General features: G+C 48.2%; 28 protein-coding genes and 1 riboswitch. Of the genes, 15 read left to right on the forward strand and 13 right to left on the reverse strand.

Going from position 1 to position 25649, the window contains the following annotated elements; translation table 11 throughout:
- Window positions 1-52: 52 nt before the first annotated feature.
- A complete protein-coding gene (locus tag K9N75_RS04995; RefSeq protein ID WP_020303905.1) occupies window positions 53-547 on the reverse strand; it encodes a DUF1198 family protein in 495 nt (164 codons plus the stop codon).
- A gap of 268 nt (window positions 548-815) precedes the next feature.
- Here K9N75_RS04995 and K9N75_RS05000 point away from each other — a divergent pair, with 268 nt between their 5' ends.
- Both K9N75_RS05000 and dhaL read left to right on the forward strand, forming a co-directional pair.
- On the forward strand, window positions 816-1820 hold the full coding sequence (locus K9N75_RS05000; protein ID WP_130996279.1) for a dihydroxyacetone kinase subunit DhaK: 1005 nt from the start codon (window positions 816-818) through the stop codon (window positions 1818-1820).
- 1 nt (window position 1821) lies between these two features.
- Entirely contained in the window at window positions 1822-2457 is a 636-nt protein-coding gene (dhaL, locus tag K9N75_RS05005) for a dihydroxyacetone kinase subunit DhaL (protein WP_039187389.1), read from the forward strand.
- 42 nt (window positions 2458-2499) lie between these two features.
- On the opposite strand, the gene K9N75_RS05010 is transcribed toward dhaL, so the two are convergent.
- The 12 genes from K9N75_RS05010 to cobD form a co-directional block, all read right to left on the reverse strand.
- Window positions 2500-2766, reverse strand: a complete 267-nt coding sequence (locus K9N75_RS05010; RefSeq protein WP_039187387.1) for an HPr family phosphocarrier protein — start codon at window positions 2764-2766, stop codon at window positions 2500-2502.
- A 22-nt stretch (window positions 2767-2788) separates the two neighbouring features.
- Entirely contained in the window at window positions 2789-3439 is a 651-nt protein-coding gene (locus K9N75_RS05015; RefSeq protein WP_224452286.1) for a dihydroxyacetone kinase family protein, read from the reverse strand.
- A 1-nt stretch (window position 3440) separates the two neighbouring features.
- A complete protein-coding gene (locus tag K9N75_RS05020; protein WP_039187386.1) occupies window positions 3441-4460 on the reverse strand; it encodes a dihydroxyacetone kinase subunit DhaK in 1020 nt (339 codons plus the stop codon).
- A gap of 123 nt (window positions 4461-4583) precedes the next feature.
- Window positions 4584-5240, reverse strand: a complete 657-nt coding sequence (locus tag K9N75_RS05025; RefSeq protein WP_096081158.1) for a class II aldolase/adducin family protein — start codon at window positions 5238-5240, stop codon at window positions 4584-4586.
- A 69-nt stretch (window positions 5241-5309) separates the two neighbouring features.
- The gene (locus K9N75_RS05030; RefSeq protein WP_224452287.1) at window positions 5310-7373 is read right to left on the reverse strand and encodes a BglG family transcription antiterminator; all 2064 of its coding nucleotides are present in this window, start codon (window positions 7371-7373) and stop codon (window positions 5310-5312) included.
- A gap of 53 nt (window positions 7374-7426) precedes the next feature.
- A complete protein-coding gene (locus K9N75_RS05035) occupies window positions 7427-8827 on the reverse strand; it encodes a PTS galactitol transporter subunit IIC (protein WP_224452288.1) in 1401 nt (466 codons plus the stop codon).
- Between the two features lie 87 nt (window positions 8828-8914).
- The gene (locus tag K9N75_RS05040; protein ID WP_004847337.1) at window positions 8915-9193 is read right to left on the reverse strand and encodes a PTS sugar transporter subunit IIB; all 279 of its coding nucleotides are present in this window, start codon (window positions 9191-9193) and stop codon (window positions 8915-8917) included.
- Complete coding sequence (locus tag K9N75_RS05045) at window positions 9190-9714, reverse strand: PTS sugar transporter subunit IIA (RefSeq protein ID WP_224452289.1); 525 nt, start codon at window positions 9712-9714, stop codon at window positions 9190-9192. The genes K9N75_RS05040 and K9N75_RS05045 overlap by 4 nt, the downstream gene beginning before the upstream one ends.
- A 290-nt stretch (window positions 9715-10004) precedes the next feature.
- Window positions 10005-10982 (reverse strand): DMT family transporter, encoded by a 978-nt coding sequence (locus K9N75_RS05050; protein WP_166712989.1) that lies wholly within the window; start codon window positions 10980-10982, stop codon window positions 10005-10007.
- A 97-nt stretch (window positions 10983-11079) separates the two neighbouring features.
- A complete protein-coding gene (locus K9N75_RS05055; RefSeq protein ID WP_039187377.1) occupies window positions 11080-11901 on the reverse strand; it encodes an AraC family transcriptional regulator in 822 nt (273 codons plus the stop codon).
- Window positions 11902-12022: 121 nt separating this feature from the next.
- Window positions 12023-12577, reverse strand: coding sequence for a Dps family protein (locus K9N75_RS05060; protein ID WP_008812532.1), 555 nt, complete (start codon window positions 12575-12577; stop codon window positions 12023-12025).
- Between the two features lie 309 nt (window positions 12578-12886).
- A complete protein-coding gene (gene cobD / locus K9N75_RS05065; RefSeq protein WP_224452290.1) occupies window positions 12887-13966 on the reverse strand; it encodes a threonine-phosphate decarboxylase CobD in 1080 nt (359 codons plus the stop codon).
- A 203-nt stretch (window positions 13967-14169) separates the two neighbouring features.
- Window positions 14170-14362, forward strand: a riboswitch (cobalamin riboswitch).
- Between the two features lie 174 nt (window positions 14363-14536).
- Between cobD and K9N75_RS05070 the strand changes: the two genes are divergently transcribed.
- From K9N75_RS05070 to K9N75_RS05130, 13 genes are all read left to right on the forward strand, one after another.
- A complete protein-coding gene (locus K9N75_RS05070) occupies window positions 14537-15901 on the forward strand; it encodes a cobyrinic acid a,c-diamide synthase CobB (RefSeq protein ID WP_008812534.1) in 1365 nt (454 codons plus the stop codon).
- The gene (cbiB, locus tag K9N75_RS05075) at window positions 15901-16854 is read left to right on the forward strand and encodes an adenosylcobinamide-phosphate synthase CbiB (RefSeq protein WP_039187438.1); all 954 of its coding nucleotides are present in this window, start codon (window positions 15901-15903) and stop codon (window positions 16852-16854) included. The genes K9N75_RS05070 and cbiB overlap by 1 nt, the downstream gene beginning before the upstream one ends.
- Window positions 16855-16903: 49 nt before the next feature.
- Window positions 16904-17548, forward strand: a complete 645-nt coding sequence (locus tag K9N75_RS05080) for a cobalt-precorrin-8 methylmutase (RefSeq protein WP_071887129.1) — start codon at window positions 16904-16906, stop codon at window positions 17546-17548.
- Window positions 17545-18708, forward strand: a complete 1164-nt coding sequence (gene cbiD / locus K9N75_RS05085; protein ID WP_114446061.1) for a cobalt-precorrin-5B (C(1))-methyltransferase CbiD — start codon at window positions 17545-17547, stop codon at window positions 18706-18708. Before K9N75_RS05080 ends, cbiD begins: the two co-directional genes overlap by 4 nt.
- On the forward strand, window positions 18705-19307 hold the full coding sequence (locus K9N75_RS05090) for a cobalt-precorrin-7 (C(5))-methyltransferase (protein ID WP_008812538.1): 603 nt from the start codon (window positions 18705-18707) through the stop codon (window positions 19305-19307). Before cbiD ends, K9N75_RS05090 begins: the two co-directional genes overlap by 4 nt.
- A complete protein-coding gene (locus tag K9N75_RS05095) occupies window positions 19297-19866 on the forward strand; it encodes a decarboxylating cobalt-precorrin-6B (C(15))-methyltransferase (protein WP_039187367.1) in 570 nt (189 codons plus the stop codon). Before K9N75_RS05090 ends, K9N75_RS05095 begins: the two co-directional genes overlap by 11 nt.
- Complete coding sequence (locus K9N75_RS05100; RefSeq protein ID WP_008812540.1) at window positions 19859-20632, forward strand: cobalt-precorrin-4 methyltransferase; 774 nt, start codon at window positions 19859-19861, stop codon at window positions 20630-20632. Before K9N75_RS05095 ends, K9N75_RS05100 begins: the two co-directional genes overlap by 8 nt.
- Entirely contained in the window at window positions 20613-21722 is a 1110-nt protein-coding gene (locus tag K9N75_RS05105; protein ID WP_224452291.1) for a cobalt-precorrin 5A hydrolase, read from the forward strand. The genes K9N75_RS05100 and K9N75_RS05105 overlap by 20 nt, the downstream gene beginning before the upstream one ends.
- A complete protein-coding gene (locus K9N75_RS05110; protein WP_224452292.1) occupies window positions 21722-22462 on the forward strand; it encodes a precorrin-3B C(17)-methyltransferase in 741 nt (246 codons plus the stop codon). The genes K9N75_RS05105 and K9N75_RS05110 overlap by 1 nt, the downstream gene beginning before the upstream one ends.
- A gap of 86 nt (window positions 22463-22548) precedes the next feature.
- On the forward strand, window positions 22549-23376 hold the full coding sequence (locus K9N75_RS05115) for a cobalt-precorrin-6A reductase (protein WP_130973817.1): 828 nt from the start codon (window positions 22549-22551) through the stop codon (window positions 23374-23376).
- A gap of 15 nt (window positions 23377-23391) precedes the next feature.
- Entirely contained in the window at window positions 23392-24183 is a 792-nt protein-coding gene (cbiK, locus tag K9N75_RS05120) for a sirohydrochlorin cobaltochelatase (RefSeq protein ID WP_040012512.1), read from the forward strand.
- Window positions 24183-24923 (forward strand): cobalt-factor II C(20)-methyltransferase, encoded by a 741-nt coding sequence (locus tag K9N75_RS05125; RefSeq protein WP_130996287.1) that lies wholly within the window; start codon window positions 24183-24185, stop codon window positions 24921-24923. Before cbiK ends, K9N75_RS05125 begins: the two co-directional genes overlap by 1 nt.
- Window positions 24920-25648, forward strand: a complete 729-nt coding sequence (locus K9N75_RS05130; RefSeq protein ID WP_008812546.1) for an energy-coupling factor ABC transporter permease — start codon at window positions 24920-24922, stop codon at window positions 25646-25648. Before K9N75_RS05125 ends, K9N75_RS05130 begins: the two co-directional genes overlap by 4 nt.
- Window position 25649: the final 1 nt, after the last annotated feature.

The raw sequence follows: 25649 nt of genomic DNA on the forward strand, positions 1-25649 counted from the left end.
GCGTGAGGTCCCCTAACGAACATTAGGGGAGAACGGGGGTTTATACTGAATGCTAATCTCGATGAGATGATCCATCTATATAAAAGACATTACTGTTGGACGCTTCGCCTTCAGGCACAACGGCGGTAAACCGTGCATTATAGCGTAGGCGATAGGACGCCATTTCATTCGGATCAGGTTCAAGCTCGCGTAAGAAAGACAACGCCAGTCGAACATGCTTGTGGGTTATCTCTGTTGGCAGATGCGCTTTACGCAATACCGAACGCCAAAACGTTAAGCTCTCTTCAGACTCATCAACGATAAACGTTTGGTAAATCAGCAGCACACCCGCTGCGTTTCCCATGTGTGATTCGCTATCCTGCAACAGATACTGGATAAATTCTCCACCCGCGGTCTTGCCCATCTGGCTAAGCATCGATTCCACATAGACCGGCTCGATGTTCAACCGTTTGGTCAGAGCCTGTGATGCGCGACGCGCATCGGAGTTCAGTACTCGAAAACCGATAATAAAAACCACCACTAGCGTCGCCAGCATTAACCAAATCATGGACAGTCCTATCAAGAAAGATGGCGGGTATCATAAAGGGAAATAGCGAGAGAGAGAATAGCTGCTGAGTAATACTTCTCAAGGAGATATTAACAGTCAACGATGCCCGATAAAAATTGACGTAACAATCATGCGCCATGGGTAGGATATTAATTGTCATTAACGGTTGTGGCTCAATAAAAACATATTAAATAGAATAAAAATAGCTATTGGTCTTTATGTCCTAAGAACCTTTATACAACCATTAACCTCTCGAGTGAATAATATTATGCGAAAGCCAAAGAAGATATTAAATAACCCCGACAATTTACGCCATGAAATTATGCAAGGAATGGTTTATGCCTACCAAGGAAAAATGATTTCTATCGATGAGTTTTCGGCGGTTTACCGACAAGGCATTAATCCTGAACAGGTGGTGATCATCAGCGGAGGTGGAAGTGGCCATGAACCTACCTTCGCTGGTTTCATTGGCTTTGGTGGTATTGATGGCTGTGCGCTAGGGGAGGTTTTTACCTCTCCATCGCCCGATCAAATTATCGCTGTAGCTAAAGCTACGCATAAAAATAATGGCGTGCTATTCCTTTATGGGAATTATTCTGGCGACAGTATGAATTTTGATATTGCGGCAGAAATATTAGCCGAGGATGGTATTGAAACTCGCACGGTGAAAGCAACTGATGATATTGCTTCTGCACCTTTAGATCGAATTTCAGATCGTCGCGGCGTGGGCGGGATTATGTTTTTATATAAAATTGCTGGTGCCGCGGCACAGTATAAAAAATATGATATTTCTCAGCTACAAGATGTCGTTATCAAAGCGAACTTTAATACCCGCACCATTGGCGTCGCTTTAGACGTTTGCGCGTTACCACAATCTGACTCATTTAATTTTAGACTGGCTGACGATGAAATTGAAGTCGGCATTGGTATTCATGGTGAGCCTGGACTCTATCGCCAAAAATTGACTACGGCAGATGAGATTGTAGACATCATGATCGAACGCTTGTGTCAGGACAGACCTTTCAAAGCCGGTGATCGCCTGTGCGTAGCCGTCAATAACTTGGGGGCTCTAAGCAATACCGAACTATTGGTTATTAGTCGCAGAGTGGGGATGGCATTGAGTGCTCGTGGCTTAGAAACCCATGACGTGGTCATTGGTCACTTTTGTACATCGCTAGAGATGTCAGGTTTTTCCATCAGCCTCATGTTGCTGGATGAGGAACTACAGGCGCTGTATGACATGCCGCATTCCACTTTAGGTTGGAGCAAATAAAATGAATATCTCACAGTTAAAACAAATGATGTTGTTAACGGCACATCAGATGATTAAGAGCGAGCCCATGCTGACTGAATTAGATCAGGTTATTGGCGATGGCGATCACGGAATAGGTATGAAGAGAGGATTTTCAGCCCTGATTAAACTCATGGACAATCCAACTTTTCAGCCGCAAAACGTGGGGGAATTTTGGGTGCAAATAGGCACGACATTGATGACATCTATGGGCGGTGCCTCTGGTGCCGTATTTGGCACGTTATTTCGGGCTGGGGGCAAAAGCTTAGACGTAGAAAAAGAATTTAACGCTGTGTCATTAGCGCGTTGGCTGAATCAAGGATGGCTTGCAGTACATACCCGTGGAGGCGCTAAACCTGGAGATAAAACAATGGTTGATGCGTTATCGGCAGCGGCGGACGTTGCGAACGCAGTGCAATCGTTGCCGTTGGACGAGGCGCTTTCTCGCTGTGCTGAGGCCGCAGACCAAGGTGCGGAAGGGACTAAAATGATGGTGGCGTCTTTTGGTAGGGCCAAGAATTTAGGGGAAAGGGCAATAGGGCATTGCGATCCGGGAGCTGTATCTATGGCACTCATTCTCCGATTTATGGCGCAATATGCCGCGAATGAAATGAAGTGATTGTATGCTAACGGCTACTCTGTGTGGCCGTTAGCGCTCAGCTTAGTCAAATCCAAAACCACGTGCAAAAAGCTGTTTCAATTCCTGCATGGCACGCTCTTCATCTTGCCCTTCACAGATGATTTCGACTTGAGCACGGCCCTTAATTCCAGCGCCCAGAATTCCCATAATGCTTTTAGCTTTAATGGTTTTTCCGTTATAAACCAGCTCAATGCGTGATTGAAATTGCCCCACGGTTTTAGCAAGAACCCCTGCGGGACGGGCGTGGATACCAGTTTGATTACCTACGATGACAGTTTCTTTTAGCATGGGAATATCCTCTTTATTCTCATCATTCGTCTTGAGCTAAATAATCATCAGCAAACATGCAATACCCACCGATCAACAGTTGGGCGACATAGGCTCCGGGATCGAGCAATGCGCGTGAGCGCTCTCCATGCGTTGCGGCGCGCCCATGTTTTGCTATTAGCGTGGTCGTGTTTTGTGCTCCCCGTTTTGCTTCTTCATGAGCTAGATGAGCAAGAGAAATCCAATCCTGTTTCTCTGCATTCTCCTGATTTAGCACACTGATTGCGGGGAATAGACCATCTAGAAAAGTTTTCTCGCCGAGTTGAGCTTTGCCGCGGTTTTGCACTCCGCAAAAAAAGGATTGAAACAAGATGCCAAACTCTTCGCTTTTAAGGGTGGTTTTTCCTTTAAATGTTTTGCCAACTTCAATAAGACCTGAGGCCATCAAAGTCCCCATGGTGGAGGGCACCGCGGAGGACATCGTTTTACCCGCGAGGTAGAAAAATTTGCCTATATCAGTTTCGTCACTGCGAGATACCGCGTGATAGGCAGAGCGGAAGCCATCGCTCATGGTGAGTCCAAGATCGCCATCACCGACGATGCTATCCATTTCAATAAGTGTTTCTTTTTGAGCCAACATAATATTGGCCCACTGGGCAAACAATGATTTAAGCTGCTGAGCGGTCAAAAGCATATTAGTCTTCTCCCTGAAATTGTTTAAACATCGGGGTGTTGGCTTCATGTACTAGGAGCTGTTTCAGTTCGTCATCTACGCGCATTAAACTGATCGATAACCCCGTCATTTCCATTGCTGTGGCATATTCACCCACATAGGTTTTAAACACGTTGATTCCTGCGCTCTTCAGCGTTTGATAGGCTCTGCCATAAACTAAATAAAGCTCTTCTAGGGGCGTTGCGCCAAGTCCATTAATCAGCACGGCAACTTCATTGCCAGCGTGGAGTGGAAAGTCGGCAAGAAGATTATTCATCAGTTCATCAACAATAGTGTTGGCTGGCTGTTTTTCTCCACGACGAATACCGCTTTCGCCGTGAATTCCAATGCCGATCTCCATTTCATCTTCGCCAATATGAAAGCTAGGTTTGCCTACACGGGGGACGATACAAGGTGAAAGCCCAACACCGATGGTTCTGATGTTATTACAGGCTTTTTGGGCAATACGCTGAACGTTGGCTAAATCTAACATTTGCGCTGCAGCAGCTCCGGCACACTTATACGCAAAAAAGATACCTGCAACGCCTCGACGACGGCTAGGTTCACCGGCAGATGGAGAAGGGCAAGCGATATCGTCGCCAGCAATGACCGTTGCTGTGACAATATTGCTTTCGAACTCAGCCATTTCTGCGGCCATATCGAAATTGAAGATATCACCGTTATAGTTACCATATAGGTAGAGTACGCCTGCGCCTGAATCGACAGCCTGAGTTATTGATAAAATTTGCTCAGGGCTAGGAGACTGAAAAACATCACCGACTCCGCAGCCGTCAAGCATGCCTTTACCCACGTAGCCTAGAAACAGGGGCAAATGTCCGGAACCTCCACCGGTAACGATGGCAACTTTTCCTGGGTGTTTATTGGTAGAGACTAAACAATGTGGGTCGTTATTAACAAAATGAAATTGCTTGGCGTGAGCGAGATAAATTCCATTTAATACTTCAGGAATAAAGTCTTCGGGAGAGTTAATGAATTTTTTCATAATGTATCTCAGTGGAATTGAATAAGCACTATTGTGATGTTAAATAGCCTGCGCAATAGAATAGAACGCAAGCTATTACCGACCTGGTGGTGGCTGGGGATAATTTATTTAAATAAAGGTTTATTAGAATTTAATTTCTTTTGGGTAAGCCCAACTCTGTAACTCATGAGGAGGGAAGCTTTCTGGCTCTTTACCCCCGTTGATAAGTAATGCATGGTAGTAAATTTCCGCCATTTCCTCTATGTAGGCTGACTTTAATACGGCTTCATAGGGTTCTTTGTCTACTCCGATAACCCCATGTTTTTCCATTAATATAGCGTCTGCACGTAAAATAGGGTCTATAACGCTAGTTGAAAGCGCTGGGGTGCCTGGTCTACCATAAGGTGCGACAGGAATAACACCGTCTTTTAAGTTTAAAATCGCACATTCGTATACGATAGCGGGTATTGGCTTATTTAATACTGCAAATGACGTTGCATAGATTGAATGAGTATGAGATATGGCAAATACATCATGACGAGCTTTGTATATTTCAATATGCATTAAACATTCGCTAGTCGGGCGAAGACCTGATTCACTCTCAATAACATTAGCATTAATATCCATAACGACGATATCTCGTGGAGTGAGTACGGATTTATCTATGGTTGTGGGCGTGACAAGTATATATCCAGTATCTTTATCTCGTACGCTAGAATTTCCTGCCTTATGTTTACATAAGCCCCACTGCTGAGCCATTTTGGCCATTTCTACGACTTGCTTTTTCTGAATGTCTAACATGATATTTATCCTATAATCAGAATGACGGAGAGAATGGCGACAGGTAAACGCCATGCGGTATGATGTAATTTAATAGTACTCAGACAGATGCTGTAATAAATCCTCTTTAGTTATTGATGTGCGAATTTTTTCTCCCCCATCGTTGAACTCAAGAAATTCATTAAGTTGTGCTAATGCTTTCAAGTGTTTTTGCGGGTTGTTTGTGGCAAGAACAATAATGATGTCTGCTTGCATGTAACCAGCGATACTAATTTTCTCCGGTAAGCGTAGGAGAGACATACAGGTTTTATTTACCCCATCATCAACACCGGCATGAGCAATAATGAGGCCGTCAGCCAACATGATATACGGCTGCTCAATAGAGATTTTATTGATCATAGTGGTTATGTAACGCGGTTCGAGCAGCTGTTCTGTTAGCAATGGTGATGCTGCTTTGGCGATAGATTGCTCCCACGACAAAGTATTTATATCTTGAATACAAAGGTGTTCATTGCACAGCAACTCACTCAAGGATGGGGTTTCAGAGGCCAAAGAATGTGGTGGGCATTCAGAGCTGCTTTCATCGTAAATGTAGCTAGCCAGTTCTTTTTGTAGGCCTTTTCTATCATGGATTGTTCCATATTTTTCAAGGATTAGTAGTAACTCCTCCATCTGGATAATATGTGGGTCTACACCCTGCAATGAGCTAATGACTTGATGACGAAATGTGCTTTTATGAAAGTTATTAATCGCGGGGTTTACTACGAATAGTATTTTATCGGTCTTAATAAAAGTGGTGGAAAAAACGACGTCATAATGACGTGAGTATTTTTCAAACTCTCTCCGTGACATCATTTCTATAAAATGTAATTCTGGCAACAAAACCTGTAACGTTAGATAGAGATAAGTTGAGACCGTAGCGCTATTTTCGCTAACCACAATCGCCGTTTTTTGAGTTTTTATCTGATTAATAAGTCCTTCGCGCGTGAGCCATCCACCAAATAACACGGTTAAGAATGCCACCTCTTCGTTTGGCACCTCACAGTGTAATATTTTTTCAAAAGGCAGCATTGCGCGACGTACCATCTCATGCAGATGGCTAAATTCTTTCGCAACTAAGTCATACACACTATTGGTGTTGGTCAGGTGATAGCGAATGCGATAATAAGCAGGTTTCCAGTGCTGATAGATTTTTTCTATGAGTTCACTCTTCTCTTTGATAGTGATACAGCTAATTTTTTCAAAGTTATCCACTACGACTACGACACTTTCAAGGAGAAGAGTATCTAAATGAAAATATTTATCCGAGATGGTTTGAATATTAGAGCTTTGAATTATAGCAGTTAAAAATATGTGTTCGTTATACTGATGAATCCCCATTTTATGAATAATGTTTTGCATCAGTTTAAAATCACGGCCATGAGCGATTTCACTGTAAGTATCTGGGAGGGTTTTTATCGTCTTGCCAAACTTAATACGATGTTGGATAAAACAAATAAAATAGATTAGTTCTTGTAGTTGTTGATCGGTGAACTGAATTTTTAGACATTTTTCTATCTCACTAAAAACATAACCAACTTGTTCAATATGTTCTGAGATGACATTGTTATATTGTGCAATAATGCTTTTAGCAACAGGGATCATAAGGATGTTACGTAACGCGCTAAGTAGAAGATAGCGTTTTTTAATCTCATCTCCCGCAATGTGATACCCTTGCTCACGATTATAGTGAATTTTTAAACCGTATTGGCTAACGCTTGATTTAACTTTTTTAATATCATTGATGATCGTATTTTGGCTAACGTTAAGTGCAGACGTCAGGTGTAATAGTGATAAACGTTCAGCACGTGTTAGTAAAAAGAGAATAATTAATTGCCCACGTTCTTCTTCAGAGAAAAGGTAGCGATTATTAAATACTACATCTTCTTGATGGCGAAAGTTTTCGATAACGAGCTTAGGTACATGAAGTTTGCCTGTTTTTAATCGAGTGATAGTCTCAAAGTGGTGCGATTCAAGATAATCATTAATTTTCTTTATTGTGTAGCTTAATTGCTTACGAGTCAGATTAAATTCAGACTCAAGCGCTACACCCGTGATACTAGGATCGCTTACAATCGCATCAAGTACGGTGAAGACACGTTTATCAACAGCCATAATGCAATATCCTCGTATGTGAAGGGTGACTCCAGCGCCTGTCTTAGTAGACGTTATGCTTCTGGTATCTGTTCTGCCTCAAGATTTTTTGTTGCTTGTACTGTTTCTCTTTTTAATTCCCGAGCATAGAAAAAGTAGCTACATGCCCAGAATAAAGCTAACAGCAGCGGGATAAAGCTTCCTTGCAAGAACTTGAATAAAAAAGAGAACGCATAAGTAAATACAGGGCCATCAATAGAACTGTTGGAGATTAATTGACCGACAGGGATATCGATAGCTTTAGTGGCAAGTCCCAGCTCTGTAATCATTGGGGCAAATTGAGTCCCTACAAACAAGAAGAATGGAATGCCAATAATGCTGAGAATTACCATGCGTAACGTATTGCCTTTGGTGACTAAATACGCGGGGACAATCAAGGCGATATTAATGATACCGGCAAAAGGCAGTATTTTATTTCCGGGCAAAATGACTGCCCAGATGAGGGTAAATGGAATCGCCACAATGACTGCAAACCAAATCTCGCTTGCCCCTCCCATAAACGGCCAGTCAATACCAACAAACAGTTTGCGACCTGAGAACTTCTTGTTCATATAGGTGCTAATGGCTTCGGATATTGGAGAAAGCGCCTGCATAAACAGTTTTGAAATCATAGGGAATAACATTAAAGCCGTTGCGGCTTGTACCCCGAGCATTAATGTCGCAGCAAGGCTATATCCAGCGATAATGCCGAACATGATGCCGAGGAGAAAACCGATGATATGGTTTTCTGCAAATACGCCGACTTTCTGGCGTAAAGCGGCTGCATCCATCGGTTTGTTTAATGCTGGGATTTTTCGTAACAGCAGATCGAAGGGATAATAGATGGCACCAAAAAAAACCATCCGGTGGGTACAGGTCACACCTGGGATTCCCGTCAGTTTTTCTATTCTGTGCTGATGAATGTCGCCAGCGTTTAGCTCCATGACAATCTGGAATGCGGCAATGATAAATGCCAACGCTAAGCTCCAACCGCTACCAAATATCGGCGTGGTCACGCTGATAACGATGAATGCGGTGAATATTTTTCCCCAAACGTTCCAGAGGTCAGCATTAAACGTGTTGGTTTTATTGCACATAAGCATCAGGATATTGACACCGACCTGTAGCGGGAACATGGCAAAGGCATAGGGCCATGCCCACGAAATATTTGCCATGGTTGTCCAACCGCCGTCAATGATGCTTAACTCCAGCCCTGTGCGTTTCATCATCGTTTGTGCCGCAACACCAATAGCGCCAACCATAAAGCCAATAAGCATACTCATGCCGACAAAAGCAACGCCGAGGGTGATGGCCGCTGATGCTGCATCTTTAAACTTCATGCGAACAATTAAACCCGCAAGAAGCATAATTAATGGAACGAAAACGGGGGCGCCTAAAGCTAAAATATAATTTATAATTGTACTGAGAAAGTTCATCGCTTTGCTCCGTTACTTTATGTTTTAATCAACTTAATCCTTTATTTCTTTTACCGGTTTTACGTAAAACTCTCACTATCAATATGTTTACTTACATGCATCAATTATTTTTTGTAGCTCGCTCTCCATGCCAATGCCAGTGAGAAATGCGATGCCGTTAATCACAGGGATGGGATACTCTTTATCTACTTTTGTTATGGCAATATAAGCGAGGCTATCCTTTATATGTGTGTCGAGTGATTTAAGGTCAATAACTTCCACGTTAATATCGTTATGATTTTTTTCTTTCAATAACCGAGACACTTTGCTTGCTACGGTTTGTGATGTGGCAACACCACTTCCGCAGGCAACAATTATTTTTTTCATTTTACATTTTCCTTATTGTTAATGGTAATGGCTGATTTGAGCAGTTTTACCAAAGAGGCTGGTGTTGGCGCTTGATTCATTTCTTCAATGAAATGCTCATCACTTAGGCATTCCATTAACGTTTGTAGTAGTGTGATGTGATGATCCTTGTCAATAAATCCTAGTAAAAATATGAACTTAGCCTTGAGTTCATTATCGTCATTTGCCATCTCATGCCATGTGATTTCATGATACAGGCGTGTTACGCAAATAAACGGTCTTATCACATGTTCTGTGTCAGTGTGCGGTAAAGCAACGACATAAGGGTGGGTGGGAAGAGCCGTTGGATATAGTTTCTCGCGCTGTTTAATTGCGGGTAAAAAAGAATCGCGTACGTAGCCACGATTTTTTAATGATAGAAATATAGAGTCAAAGTAATCACTCTGATGTATAAAGGAACTGTCTATAAAAGTCAGTTCCTCGAAAAAATAGGCATCGGGATCTGAATGAGTATCTATATTATCTATAGCAGCTATGGTCATATAATTAGCCTTACTTAAAAGCTAGGGGTTGTAATGATATTAATCATTCGAGATAACGATGGCGAATACTATCGATAACAAAAAATGCCCTATACATTGGGCATCATATTAATTTTAGAAAGCTTGATCTAGCTCACCAATTTATAACCGATAAGCTGGAAGAAAAATAAGGATATGTAGTTGATGTCACATAATAGACTTTAGGGGAATAAATCCCCTTATTTTCTCAAAGCCGAAGTGAGCTCAATAATTTCAATAGAAACGTTGTTGAAATATTTTTTATAAATCCTTCAGCGACTCTCATCCATCGTTTGCAGTGGCGTGATTATCACTGGCGTTGATTTTACTCTCATGGCGCTGATTACGCCGATAATCAGACATGTGATACCTACCAGTGTCAGCACGGGAGGCCATTCGTGACGCCAAATAAAGGCATAGCTCAAACCAGCGAGCGTTTCAAACACAATAAGCGGTCCCACTTTGGCGGTAGGTAAGCGTTGGCTTGCCTGATTCCAACATAGTGTCCCTAACCATGAACATAGCAGACCGATAGCGATCATTAGGCCAACAAACACCATGGGACGCGGGCCAAACGGCATCGGAAAATCACTTTCTGTTATGGTCGAATGCCCCCATACCAGCGCATAACCAATAACTGCCAGCGGTAGGGTGACCAACCCCTGTGCGGTGGCCCAGGTTGTCGGGCTTTTGTCCGGGTGTGTTCTTAACCAACTGGCGTTGCGCATGGGATACCATGTCCAGCACACTACCGCGATGAAAGCTAAAACTAAACCAGTGGCATAACGGAACATATCTGTTGGCGCGTGTGCGCTCTGTAGTTCGGCCACGTTGACGCAGCCCAGACCTAAAGCGATTAGTAGTAGCGACGGGGCAAGGTGTCGCCATGAAAGCTTCCCATCGCGGTGGCTGTATTTCAGATTGGCGCTCACCGAAATCACCACCGGCAGGGTACCAATAATCATCGTGCTCACCGGTGCGCCAGTGCGTTGAATGGCACTCGCCAAACACAGGTAATAGATAAAGTTACCAACAACGGTAAGCTTGAGCGCTTCAAGCCAATCAGTGCGTATTAGCTGACGTAGACGATGGCGATCGTGCCACGCCAGAGGTAACGCAATGAGACCAAACGCCAAATAGCGTCCTACGGATTGTAAGCTGGCTGGATATTCCGGCACGATAAGCGGGCCCACAAAAATCAGTCCCCACATTAGCCCTGCCGTCAGCGCGTAAAGCACTCCGATTAGCATCGTTCTACACTCTTAAAATGGATTATGTTAAGAGTCTAGAAGGGGTTTTTAGAAGCGTCTTGTAGCAGATTGCTGTTTGAGGAAAAACGTCAGAAAACTACCGTACTTGTTTTTGATAGCGTGCAGGCGTGACACCGTAGAAGCGGTTAAAAGCGCGAGTGAGGTGAGCCTGATCGGTGAGGCCTACCGCTGCGGCCACCTGCGCAGGCGGCAATCCCTGAGTCAGCAAGTTTTTAGCTTCGTATAAACGATAGGCCATCAGCATTTGCTGCGGTGTGACGTGGTATTGCGCTTTAAACTGGCGCAAAAAATGGTAAGGGCTGAGATCGGCCAACGTTGCCAGCTCAGGTAATGTCATACGTTTGTCCAGATGCGCACGTAGATACTCTTTTACGACCGTGAAACGTTGCGGGGCATCCAGCCTGAGCGGTTGCGGTGCTTTCGCCCAATGACGCGTCAGCGATAGTAATTCACTCAGCAAGCTTGATTGCGCCAACGGTTCATCGCTTTGCCACAGGGCATTTATCAGTGCGGTAGTCGCTCTGGCAAACTGTGGATGGTGTGTCACCGCGTCGTTAAACCACCAGCTTGGTTCACCACTGACCTCGGCTAAAATCTCAGGCGTGAGATAAATCATGCGATAGCGCCAGCCGCCTTCGGTGCCAGACTGTCCGGTATGTAGCTCATCGGGATTCATTAAGACCAATGAATCAGCGGGGGCGACATGATTCACACCGCGATAGCGAAAGCGCTCGGCGCCATATTCAATTGCGCCAATACCATAGGCTTCGTGCGTATGGGGTTCAAATTCATGATGCTCGATATGCGCCCGATACACTTCAACGCCGGGCAAATGAGCGAAGTGTTTAAACTGGGCACGATCTCGATCGTCAACAAATTGGGCTGGAACGCCGTGCATAGAAGAATCTCTGGTAGAAACAGGGATAACCGCGATTAATTTATCACTATAGCGGAATTAGGCGGGGGGGAAATAAAAAAGCAGACCCGAAGGTCTGCTTTTGCCGTTCTCGCCAAAAAAACTAGTGGCCAGAGGTTTGTGACTGGCGGCAGGCTTCAAACAGGAACCACACGCGGCGTTCGGTTTGATCTACCCAATTTTCAATCAGGCTAGTGGTTGAAACGTCATTATGTTCGCTACACACAACATGTGCTGCACGCAGTTCGGCGGCTAACAGCTTGTTGTCTTCGCACAGTTCAGCCAGCATATCCAGTGGTTCAACGTACTCAGCATTATTATCTTTAATACGCTGCATTTTAGAGATCTGTCCGATTGAATGCAGGGTCATGCCGCCCACTTTACGTACGCGCTCGGCAATATCATCCGTCATTGCGAATAGCTCTGCGCCTTGCTCGTCCAGTAGCAGATGATAATCGCGGAAATGTGGACCGCTCATATGCCAGTGGAAGTTTTTAGTTTTCAAATAAAGCGCATAGATATCAGCAAGAATGGCATTCATTGCACCACTGATTTCTTTGGTTGCCTCAGCGCCCAAATCGCTTGGGGTTGCCAGAGGAATGAATTGACGTTTTTTAGCGTCACCGACTTTGCTTTTGTCCAATTTTGGTGTGCTCATCTTCATCTCCTAAGGGTATTGATAGATTCACCACTCGCAGTCTAGTCACTGTTTGGTACGGAATCAGTATAGATCATCCTCACAAAATTAGAGCTCAATATGTATGACAATTAGCGCCATTCCTGTACCTGAATCTGTACACTTTGACATGCTTTTCCCTTAGCACCCGCCTCTCAGAACGATCCGCAGTAATCTCATTTTCGGATAATACGGGGGAATTTTTTATACGGAGCTTATCTATGAAACCCGTTTTCGCTGCCTTCTCTCCAACCTTGAATTAATTCACTACACGAAGCAGGGTAGCGGGCTTCAGCCATCCGATAAAATCTGCGTTAATGCGGCAATCAGACGATCGTTATCCCGTGAATTCTTGATCGCCACACGATAATAATCTGCGCTAAGCCCCGGATAATTGGCGCAATGGCGAATCAAAATATGGTGCTCTAACAGCGCCTGCTGCAGGTTAATGCGACTATTGGTGCAGCGTACAAAAAGATAGTTCGCCGTAGGAGGCCACACTTTGAGCTGCGGCAATGCTTCCAATGCCGCGAGCATTCTTGGCTGCTCTTCTGCCAGCCAGCGATGGGTTGCGGCGATGTAATCCACATCATCCAGAATAATTTCGCCCGCTAACGCAGCAAACGCGTTGATAGTCCATGGTTCGCGCTGTTGTTTCATCCGCGTGACTAGCGGCGCATTGGCGCTCACCAAATAGCCTAAGCGTAGGCCAGGAATAGCGAAAAATTTGGTCAGAGAACGCAGCACATAGAGATGAGGATATTGAGCTAATAAAGGGATGAAGCCTGATTCAGTCGGTATAAAATCAAGAAAAGCCTCATCTAAAATCAACGCAATATTCATCTGCTGGCAACGGTCAGCTATCGCCATCAACAAGCTTTTATCCACCAGCAAGCCGGTCGGATTATTGGGCGTGCATAAAAATAGGCAATCAAGATCCGGAGTTAATGCTTCAAGCAAGCGCTCATCGGGTTGAAACCCCTCTTCTTCGAGCAGAGCATAATCGACAATCTTGCAGCCAATTCGCATTAATGCGCGTCGATATTCGGCGAAACCGGGGGTAAGCAACAGTGCTTTAGCAGGTTGGAGTTGATTGACCAACGCAAATATGAGTTCGGTTTCTCCATTGCCAGCCATCACCCATTCATCAGGACAATCATGATGTCGAGCCAGCGCTGCGTGTAGTTCACGGTATTCTACGTCGGGGTATTTTTCTGCTACTGCCATCTGGTTGATGATGGCGTGCTTAAGGGATTCAGGCATGCCTAATGGATTGATGTTGGCGCTGAAATCAATAATGGCGTGAGGAGAAACGCCTAGAGTGAGTGCGGTTTCTAAAATGTTTCCGCCGTGCTGGCTGCTAATGGCCATAGATATTCTCGCTTCCTGAATAACGACGATATGTTAACCCATTTACTGTTTATTCTCGGTTTTTGTTGATCTCACAGTGGGTATCTCTATGTCTAATGATTTACCTTGTATACCCAGCATACTTCAAGTTGCCTTTTTATTGGCTGTGTTCATTTGCCGCCTCAATGCAACTCGAATGACTAGGGTATATCCCAGATTACAAAATGAAACTAAGACATACAGGTTTTTGACGTTCCGTAAGGACGTCAGGAAGGAGGTGCGTATTCCAATACAATTCCTCCGCAGCCCCCGCTGCTGTGATGCCGACGAACCCACAAGATGCCACTGAACGATATCGGGAAGGTGTGGGTAAGGATGACGCTAAGCCAGAAGACCAGCCTGTAAGCCCAATTGATTGATCGCTGTTGCGTGATTTTATTCGGGTATTTCTATTAATTTCAGCTCCTTCGGTGGGAAGTGAGTTGTCATTGTTTCCCTGCATGTCGCCGCATAGGCGGCGGTGCAGCGTGCTGCTATGACAACGCAAAGCCCATCCATCAGGATGGGCTTTTTTGTTAGGTAGACGAATTGATGAAGGCATTTCTGATTGGCGGAACCGGTAGCGGCTGTGGCAAAACCACGCTGACCCTCGGACTGCTGCGGGCATTTACCCGCCGCGGTTTAAAGGTTCAGCCGTATAAAGTTGGGCCCGACTACATTGATACTGGGTGGCACAGCGCTGTCTCCGGTGTTGCATCACGCAATCTGGATGCCTTCATGTTGCCTGCGTCTACGCTCAATTGGCTGTATAACCAACATATGCAGGCCGCTGATATTGCGGTGATAGAAGGTGTGATGGGGCTGTACGACGGCTTCGGCACCGATCCCAACTATTGCAGCAGTGCTGGTATGGCGAAACAGCTTGGCTGTCCCGTGATCTTGCTGATCGATGGCAAAGCCGTTTCTACCTCGGCGGCAGCAACGGTGCTGGGATTTTGCCATTTCGATCCTGAAGTGCGTATCGCTGGCGTTATCGTTAACCGAGTTAACAGTGAACCCCATTATCAGTTGTTAAAACAAGCCATTGAGAAATATACCCAAGTCCCCGTTCTCGGTCGCATTCCCTCGTTGCCTAACGTCAGTCTGCCCGAGCGCCATCTAGGTTTAATCACCGCCCACGAACAGCATGACATGGATGAACAGTGGAACACGCTGGCTGACCACCTCGAACAACATATCGATCTTGATCGTCTACTGGCGCTGAGTAACGTTGAGCCGGCCACCAATGCCAGCGCACCCAGTTTACCTGCATCTGAATCAGGCCGTGGTTTAACTATGGCTTTAGCCGATGACGAAGCCTTCCACTTTTACTATCCCGATAATTTACAGTTGCTTGAGCAAATCGGTGTCAACATCGTGCGCTTTAGCCCGCTGCGAGACGCTGCTCTGCCCGAATGCCAGATGGTTTATATCGGTGGTGGCTATCCTGAATTACATGCTGAAACGCTAACGAAAAATCACGCTATGCGTCAGTCATTGCGTGACGCACATCAGCGCGGCGTGGCTATCTATGCGGAATGCGGTGGGCTGATGTATCTCGGCACTAGCCTGAAAGATCAAAATGGAAATACACACGAGATGACCGGTATTTTTGCCGGCGAAAGTCGAATGGAAGGGCGGCTCAAGCGATTTGGCTACTGTCAGGCCACGGCGCAGCAAGACACCGTGCTGGCGGCACGAGGGGAAACTCTGCGCGGCCATGAATTTCATTACTCGGATTTTCACGCAGATATTCCGTGTGCGTTCCAGTTTGAAAAACAGCGCGATGGCGTCACGTTACAACGCTGGCAGGGAGGCTACCAGCGAGGGAATACGTTGGCGAGTTATCTGCACGTGCACTTTTATCAGAGACCGGAAATGCTGAAGCACTGGCTAGAACGAGGGAGAGCCCTGTGATCAGTTTCTCCGCCTGCCTAGTGGCGTATCTGCTGGATTTACGTTTAGGCGATCCACCCACGTGGCCGCACCCGGTGCGTTGGATCGGCAATTTTATTACCTTTCTCCAAGGCCGGATCCGAGCGTTCTGTCACACCACAACCTCTCTCTATATAGGAGGCGCTTGCCTGTGGCTGATTGTGGTTGGGGTGAGTTGGGGGGCGACCTACGCGCTGCTTGCGTTTCTAACCCAGATTAACCCTTGGCTTAGCTGGGCTGCACAGGTGTGGATTATCTACACCCTATTGGCGGGACGCTGCTTAAGCGACGCGGCGATGGCCGTCTATGTGGCACTTCAAAACGGTTCGCTGGAAGAGTGCCGCCGTCAGCTCTCCTACATCGTCGGGCGTGATACGTCTGAATTGGATCGTCCACAAGTGACTCGTGCGGTAGTTGAAACGGTGGCTGAAAACAGCGTTGACGGCGTGATTGCGCCGCTTTTTTTCCTGTTTATTGGCGGTGTCCCGCTGATGATGGCTTACAAAGCGGTTAACACCCTCGACTCGATGGTGGGTTACCGCACGGAGAAATATCGCGCTATCGGCTGTGTGTCTGCGCGCATGGATGATCTTGCCAATCTGATTCCTGCTCGTTTGAGCTGGCTGTTGCTAAGCCTTGCCGCCCGCTTGCTGTGCCTTAACGGTAAACAGGCGTTCAAAATTGGCTGGCGCGATCGGTATCTGCATAAAAGTCCGAACTGCGCATGGTCTGAAGCCACGGTGGCTGGTGCGCTGGGTATTCGCCTTGGCGGACCCAATAAATACTTTGGTGAGCTCGTAGATAAACCGTGGATCGGCGATGAAGAACGCGAGATCGATATTCAGGATATTCGCTTGAGCATCCGTCTGATGATGACGGCTTCCGCGCTGGCATTAGCGCTCTTTGCGCTAGTCAGATGGCTGATTGTGATGTGAGACTTTTTAAAAAGGCGGGTAGGGCATGACGAATAACTCAGGGTTGACCATGGACTACAACAAAAATCCCCAAAACATCGAGCAACAGAGCTTTGAAATTATCTCGCAGATTATTGCCGAAGAGCGCCCTAGCTATCGCTTTGTCGATGAAATCCAAGAAAAAATCATCAAGCGAACTATCCATACCAGCGCTGATTTTGAATGGTTGGATATTCTGCATTTCTCACCTGACGTACTAAGTCGAATTACTCAGGCGCTGCGCAACGGCTGCACGATTTATACCGACACCACGATGGCGCTATCTGGCATCAATAAAACACAGCTGGAACGCTTAGGTTGTCAGTGGAAGTGCTACATCGCAGACCCCCGCGCTGTAGATATCGCTAAAACGCAGGGCATCACTCGTTCGATGGCTGCGGTGGATTTAGCGGCGCAAGAATCGGGTGAAAAGCTGTTTGTGTTTGGTAATGCGCCTACCGCGTTGTTTCGGTTGCTCGAACTGTATCAGCAGGGCGTGATGACGCCAGCGGCGGTGATCGGTGTTCCGGTCGGTTTTGTTGGTGCCGCGGAATCTAAACAGGCGCTGGCGGAAAGCCATGTGCCTAACATCGCTGCGCTAGGGCGCAAAGGGGGCAGCAATATTGCCGCTGCAATTGTTAACGCCATTCTGTATCACATGAGAGATGCGCAATGAGTGAAAACGGGCTGGATACGCTGTGGCATAACGGCAAAAGCTATCGCAAGGGCTACACCACCGGTTCTTGTGCTACGGCAGCGGCTAAAGTGGCGGCGTTGATGGCGCTACGTCAGCAGGTGATTAATCAGGTTTCGATTGTGACCCCTTCTGGCATCACGTTACGGCTAAACGTTGAACAACCGCTCATCTGCGGGCAGCAAGCCAGTGCGGCTATACGCAAAGACGGCGGAGATGACGTTGATGCAACCCATGGAATGTTGATTTTTGCGCAGGTCGCACTTAATGACAGCGGCAGCATTACCATCGGCGGTGGTGAAGGGGTCGGTACCGTTACGCGTAAGGGGATTGGGCTACCTATCGGTAGCGCGGCAATAAACCGTACACCGCGACAAACTATTGAGCAGGCGGTGCGTGAAGTCATAGGTCCCGAACGCGGCGCTGATATCGTGATTTTCGCCCCTGAGGGTGAGGAGCGGGCGCAAAAAACCTATAACGGGCGGTTAGGCATTCTGGGGGGAATTTCGATTATCGGCACCACCGGCATTGTGACCCCAATGTCGGAAGAGAGCTGGAAACGTTCACTGGCTCTTGAATTGGAAATGAAGCGCGCTCAGGGCATGACAAGTGTGATTTTGGTGCCGGGTAACCACGGCGAACGCTTCGTGCAGGAACATATGCAAATTGACGCTGAGCGCGTGGTGACTATGAGTAATTTCGTTGGCTATATGCTGCAAGAGGCACAGCGACTGGGATTCCAGCGCGTAGTGCTGGTGGGGCATTTAGGCAAACTGATCAAAGTCGCAGCGGGGATTTTTCATACCCACAGCCATATTGCCGATGGGCGGATGGAAACACTGGTTGCTCGATTGGCGTTGTTGGGGGCCCCGCATGAATTTCTGCGCGCGGTCTTTGAATGCAGCACGACGGAAGCTGCAATGGAGCTGATTGAACAGCAGGGTTGGCAGGCTGTTTATGATGATATTGCACAGGCCATTGGTGAACGGGTGAAACAAATGCTGCGTTTTGCTCCACAACCTTTTTGCTGCGATGTGGTGCTGTTTTCATTCGACAACGTTGTGCTCGGAAGTAACCGTCCAATCAGCGAGATTGTGTCAGCGCTCCACACACAAATGACCTACGAAAAGGAGTCGTTATGATTCACATAGTTGGTATGGGGCCAGGAGATCTGGATTACATCACCCCGCTAGCGCTGCGTTTAATTGCGCAAGCCGATGTGTTGGTCGGCTGGCCGCGTCATTTAGCGTCGTGTGCTGATTTCCAAGGAGAAAAACGCTCAATTGGCACCGATCTGGCTAAAGCTGCGGCGTGGCTACAATGCAATGCCGATCGCAATATCGTAGTGTTGGCGTCGGGCGATCCGATGCTATTCGGTATCGGTAAACGGCTATCGCAAGATCTCGAACCGGCTAAGATCCGGATCGTACCGGGAATTAGCTCGATTCAGTATCTCTTCTCGCAGATTGCCATCGATATGAATGACATCTACATCACCAGCAGCCACGGAAAAAAGCCTGATTTCAATTTCATCTTGCAGCACGACAAAGTGGCAATGGTCACGGATTTGCATATTGGCCCTTATCAGATCGCCCAAGAGATCCTCCTCCGCGGACAAAAGCGCACGCTGGTTATCGGCGAGAACCTGACTTATCCCGATGAATGTATCCATATCTTGCCGCCTGAAAAGGTACAGCAAGCGTATGCCATGAACGTAGTGGTGATCCTCAATGAAAGATGATCTATTTTTGCGCGGCCATAAAGTGCCGATGACCAAAGAGGAAGTCCGTCTAGCGGCGCTGGAGCGTCTGAACCTGCCAACGGCGAAACGCCTGATTGATGTAGGCGCGGGAACCGGCAGTGTTTCCCTAGAAGCCGCTTTACGTTACCCCGATTTACAGATTACCGCCATCGAACGTAACCCCGTAGCGCTGGCGCTGATCGCTGACAACTGCCGCCATTTCGGTTGTCCCAATATAGCGATTGTTGATGCTGATGCACCGCTGCCGCTAGACGTACGCGCTGATGCGATATTTATCGGCGGTAGCGGAGGAAACCTTGCTGACATTATCGACTGGTCATTAGGGCTGCTTAACGACGGCGGTAGTCTGGTGATGAATTTCATTCTATTGGAAAACTATCAACAGGCATTCAGTCAGCTACAAAACCGCGCTGTTACCGAGCTAGAAAGCAGCCTGATTCAGGTATCCCGTCTCACCGCCTTGGGCAGCGGACACTATTTCAAACCGAACAATCCGACTTACTTGATTTCCTGCCGTAAGGAGCAAACCCATGGTTGAGCCTATCGACCCTTCACAGGTCTATTTCATCGGCGCAGGGCCGGGCGATCCTGAGCTGATTACGCTGAAAGGGCACCGTATTTTGTCACAGGCCGATGTTGTGATTTATGCCGGATCGCTGATTAATCACGATCTGCTGAACTACTGTAAGCCGCAGGCGCAGTGTCACGACAGCGCAGGTTTAAATCTCCAACAGATTATCGATCTGATGGTGCAGGGGGTACGTGCAGGAAAACGAGTAGTGCGTTTACAGACCGGTGATTTGTCACTGTACGGCTCTATCCGTGAACAGGGCGAAGAGTTGGGTAAGCTGGGCATCGGGTTTAGCTCAGTGCCGGGCGTTAGCTCGTTTTTAGGTGCGGCTTCGCAGCTTGGCGTGGAATACACAGTACCAGAGGTTTCGCAAAGCTTAGTGATCACGCGAATGTCGGGGCGAACGCCAACGCCAGCACGTGAGTCGTTGGAGTCGTTTGCTGCTCATCAAACCTCGATGGCTATTTTTCTATCGGTTCAGGAAATCGAAGACGTTGTTCAGCGCCTGATCGACGGTGGCTACCCAGCCACAACGCCGGTGGCCGTTGTGTATAAAGCGACGTGGCCGGATCACCAAACGGTGCGTGGCACCTTGGAGAATATTGCCCCACGAGTGCGTGATGCGGGTATTCGCAAAACTGCGCTGATTTTAGTTGGCGCATTTTTAGGTGATGAATACCACTATTCCAAGCTGTACGACGCGGGTTTTAGCCATGAATACCGTCAGGCCTGAGGCAACGAAGCTGAATTCGCTAGCGTTGTTTTGCCTGACGCCGGGCGGCGTTCGCTTGGCGCAACGCCTACAGCCGATGTTGCCGCAGATATCGCTACACAGTGAGAGTTTCACTAGTGAAAAACTTGCAGTGTCCGGATTCAGTACGTTTGACGGATCTTTTGCCGCCAGTATGGCTCAGGCATTCACGCGTTTTGATGCGCTGGTGGTCATTGGCGCGACCGGCATCGTGGTACGGGTGCTGGCTCCGCTGCTGCAAGACAAATTGCAAGATCCTGCGGTTGTGGTGCTCGATGAGCGGGGCCAGCATGCAATTAGCCTGTTGTCTGGGCATCTGGGCGGAGCTAATCGGCTAGCGCGACAAATCGCCGCGCTGATAGAGGCAGAACCGGTGATAACGACCGCCACCGATGTTAACGAGGTCGCCGCGCTGGATATGCTAGCGCAGAAGCTCGACGCGCAGCTGGCTGATTTTCGTCAGGGAGTGAAACGCGTCAACCAGATGCTGGTGAGTGGCGATCGTGTTGGTCTATGGATTGATCCGATGTTCGACGAGCATGTGAGTGAGCAAGATCGGCGCGGATTTATGGTGGTTGACGATCTGGCGGCGCTGCCGGATCTCACGGCTTTGGTGTGTATTTCGTGGCAGGCAAATTTGCCGCCGTTGACGCTGCCCGTTTTCAAACTTGTGCCGAAGCGTGTGGTGCTGGGCGTGGGGTGCCGTCGAGATACACCTTTTGCCACGGTACATCATCTGCTGTTGCAGCAACTGACCTTGTTAAACATCGATCCGTTAGCGTTTCGCGCAATCGGCAGTATTACTCTCAAACAGGATGAGGCCGCGCTGCAACAGCTTGCGCAGCGTTATGCGGTGCCCTTTCACCTGTTTACTCCCGATGCGCTTCGTGAGCATGAACACCGTTTTCCGTGTTCCGAATTTGTACGTAAGACCGTGGGCGTGGGGTGTGTTTCACAGCCTGCGGCGTGGCTGCTGCTTGAGAAATATGGCGGCGGAAAATTCGTTGGAGAAACGCTGCGTGAACAGGGCGTAACTCTCACCTTAGCCTTAACTCTTCAGGAAACTTTCTGATGTTATATGTAATCGGCATTGGGCCGGGCAGTCAGTCCATGATGACGCTAGAAGCCATCGAAGCGATCCGTGACGCGGACATTATCGTGGGCTACAAAACTTACACCCATCTGGTAAAGGCGTTGACCACCGATAAAGAGGTGATCAAAACCGGCATGTGCAAAGAGATTGAGCGTTGCCAAGAAGCCTTGAACTTAGCGGTTGAGGGTAAAAAAGTTGCGCTGATCAGCAGCGGCGATGCCGGCATTTATGGCATGGCGGGATTGATTCTTGAGCTGGTCACTAAGCAAAAACTGGAGGTCGAAGTAAAGCTTATCGCGGGTGTTACCGCCAGCACCGCAGCGGCTTCTTTGCTAGGCGCGCCGCTGATGCATGATTTTTGCCATATCAGCCTAAGCGATCTGTTAACGCCGTGGCCGGTCATCGAACAGCGGGTGATTGCCGCTGCGCAGGCCGATTTCGTGGTCTGTTTCTACAACCCTCGCAGTCGTGGTCGCGCAGAACATCTCTCCCGCGCTTTTGATCTGATGCGTCCTTATGTCGCTGCGAGCACTCCCGTTGGCGTGGTGAAAGCGGCGGGACGTAAGAAGCAGGAAAAATGGATCACTACCTTTGGTGAGATGGATTTCGAAAACGTTGATATGACCAGTTTGGTGATTGTGGGGAACAAGACCACCTATTGTCAGGATGGCCTGATGATTACGCCGCGCGGTTATGTTCTAGACCCCAGTGATGCCTGAAGTTGCCTCTCCGTTAGCTGCGCTCGTTGACCCGAGCCACTGACTTGCTGCCTTAATGCAACGCCGATTACTTTGGGGATAAGAGGATGTTTAATAACGATATGTCTCATAACGCGACCGCAAAAGAATTCCGACTTCATGTCTTTGGTGGAACCTCAGATGCACGCCGTATTTGCCAACGTCTTGATGCTATAGGGTTGAGTTACAGCCTATCGGTAGCGACCGATGCGGGTCGTGAGTTGGCTGGCGAGATCAAGGGCGAAATTATAGTCGGTCGTATGGACGCGTCTCAAATGAGTGCATGGCTGCAACAGCAAAATATCACCCACGTTATCGACGCCTCGCACCCCTATGCGGGTGTGCTGAGTGCCAATATTGCTGGAGCTTGTTCCGAGCTGCATATCACGCTGACGCGCTACCTGCGTCCGAGTGAAATTGAGGCGTTAGAACATCCGCTGCTACACAAAGTTTCTAGCGTGGAAGAGGCATGCGTTTTGGCTCGCAATCTTGGGGCGCGCATTTTATTGACGACAGGCAGTAAACAGTTAGCTGATTTTGTGCGTTTGCTAGCGGACCGAAATCTGTTTGCCCGGGTGTTGCCGACGCCAGAAGTACTGATGCAGTGCCGTGATTTGGGGCTCGGCGTTGACAATGTGCTGGCGTTGAAAGGGCCATTTAGCGCCGAGATGAATCATGCCACCTATCGTCATTGTCAGGCCGACGTCGTGATCACCAAAGAGTCAGGTGCTGAAGGAGGCTATCAGCAAAAGGTCGCGCCTTGTCTGGCGTTGGGCATTCACTGCATCGTAATTTGCCGTCCACCAGAACTATTCGTTGCTGGGCAAACTCAAGTCACGTCACTGGATGAACTGGAACCCCACCTGGCGAGCTGGTTGCAGCTTCAGAATAATTAACACGGAAGAAAAATGATGAAAAAAGCCATTTTGATTATCAGTTTTGGTACCAGCTATCACGAGACGCGAGAGAAAACCATTGACGCCTGTGAGCGCCGCTTAGCAGCGTCCTGCCCCGATCGCGATGCGTTTCGCGCCTTCACCTCGGAGATGATTATCCGCAAGTTGGCAAAGCGTGATGGGATGAATATTGATAACCCTCATCAGGCATTGATGCGTTTGGCAGAGCAAGGCTATCAGGATGTCGTGATCCAGTCATTACACATCATCAACGGCGACGAATATGAAAAAGTCGTGATGCAGGTCAACGCTCATGCGGGAATGTTCAAGCGTATTCGCATTGGTGCGCCTTTGCTGAGCAGCCATCAAGATTTTGAGCAGTTGATTGGCGCGATGCAGTCACAAATGCCCGCGTTGGCAGATGATGAGCGAGTGGTGTTTATGGGACATGGTGCGACGCATCACGCCTTTGCTGCCTACGCCTGCTTAGACCACATGCTGATGGCTCATCAGATCCCCGCGGTGGTCGGCGCCGTGGAGAGTTATCCCGAAATTCATCATGTGGTCGCACGTTTGCAGCGGCAACATGTACGCCATGTTCACCTCATGCCGCTGATGTTAGTGGCTGGCGACCATGCGATTAACGATATGGCTTCCGATGAAGAGGATTCGTGGAAAACTCAACTGGCTCAGGCGGGGATCGAGGCCACTCCTTGGCTGCAAGGCCTAGGAGAGAATCCGTTGATTCAACAGATGTTTGTCGAGCATTTACACGAGGTGATTAACGACGTGGAGGAGGTCGCCTGATGAACATATCGGTGAAAGGTAAAGTCTGGGCGATATCCACGGGACCTGGCAGTAGCGATCTCATCACGGTGCGCGCGGCGCGCCAGTTGGCGACGTTGGACGTGCTGTATGCACCTGCGGGGCGAAAAGGCGGAGATAGCCTAGCGTTGTCTATTGTGCGCGAATATCTGCGGCCTGATCTGGAAATTAAAGAGCGCCACTTTCCAATGAGTGCCGATCAGGGCGAAAAGAGCTCGGCATGGGACGGTGTCGCGCAAGAGATGCGCGCCGATGCAGACCACGGGCTGCAGGTAGGATTTATCACGCTTGGTGACGCGATGCTGTTTAGCACGTGGGTATTTTTGCTTGAGCGCTTGCAGGGTGGAGTCGATATCGAAATTATTCCTGGGGTCACCTCATTTGCCTGTATTGCTGCTCGCGCCCAGTTTCCTTTGGCGATGGAACAACAGTCGATGGCGGTGGTGGCTTGTACGGCTCCAGAATCGGAGTTGGAGCAGGCTCTGCGGAATCATGAATGCGTCGTGATGATGAAAGTCTACGGTCGAGTGCCGCAGATACGTGAACTGCTGCGACGCTTAAACCTACTGGATCACGCCATGTTAATGGCCGAGGCGTCGCTGCCTAATGAACAGTGTTTCCGTCATCTTGATGAGATTAGCGAGCAGACTGTGCTGCCATATTTCTCAACGATCTTGGTCAATCGCACCGTGTCGACAAAACAGTCTAAGGAGCATCAATGAAAAATCTCCAACGATTTCCTCTCTATGGAATGGCATTAGCCGTTCTGCTGACGTTAGCGCCTCAGGAGGCTTTTGCCATGCATATCATGGAGGGTTTTCTGCCTCCGTTTTGGGCGCTGGCGTGGTGGCTGATGTTTTTGCCCTGTCTGGTGATTGGCGCGACGCGGCTAAAAAATATCGTGCGTGATGATAGTGATAAAAAGGTTCTGCTCGCGCTGTGTGCCGCCTTTATTTTTGTGCTGTCGGCGCTGAAAATTCCTTCGGTAACCGGTAGCTGTTCACACCCCACCGGCGTTGGTCTGGCGGTAATTTTATTTGGGCCGTGGGTGGTGTCGGTACTGGGCGCAATTGTTTTACTGTTTCAGGCGCTGTTCTTGGCCCACGGCGGTTTAACCACGCTGGGCGCCAATGGTATGTCAATGGCGGTCATTGGACCGATGGCGGGTTACGTGGTGTGGAAATTAGCCACGCGGGCGGGCATTCGCCGTGATGTAGCGGTGTTCCTGTGCGCTGCGTTGGCGGATCTGGTGACGTATTTTGTCACGTCAGTGCAGTTGGGGTTAGCTTTCCCCGACCCTCAGCTTGGGGTCATGGCGTCGGTCACCAAGTTTATGGCGATATTCTGTCTGACACAGGTCCCCATTGCGATCGCTGAAGGACTTCTGACCGTTCTGATTTATGACCAGCTTTGCAAACGCCAACTGATTGGCGCAAGGAGTCACTAAA

The organism is Hafnia paralvei (genome assembly GCF_020150375.1).
In the GTDB taxonomy this organism is placed as follows: Bacteria; Pseudomonadota; Gammaproteobacteria; order Enterobacterales; family Enterobacteriaceae; genus Hafnia; species Hafnia paralvei.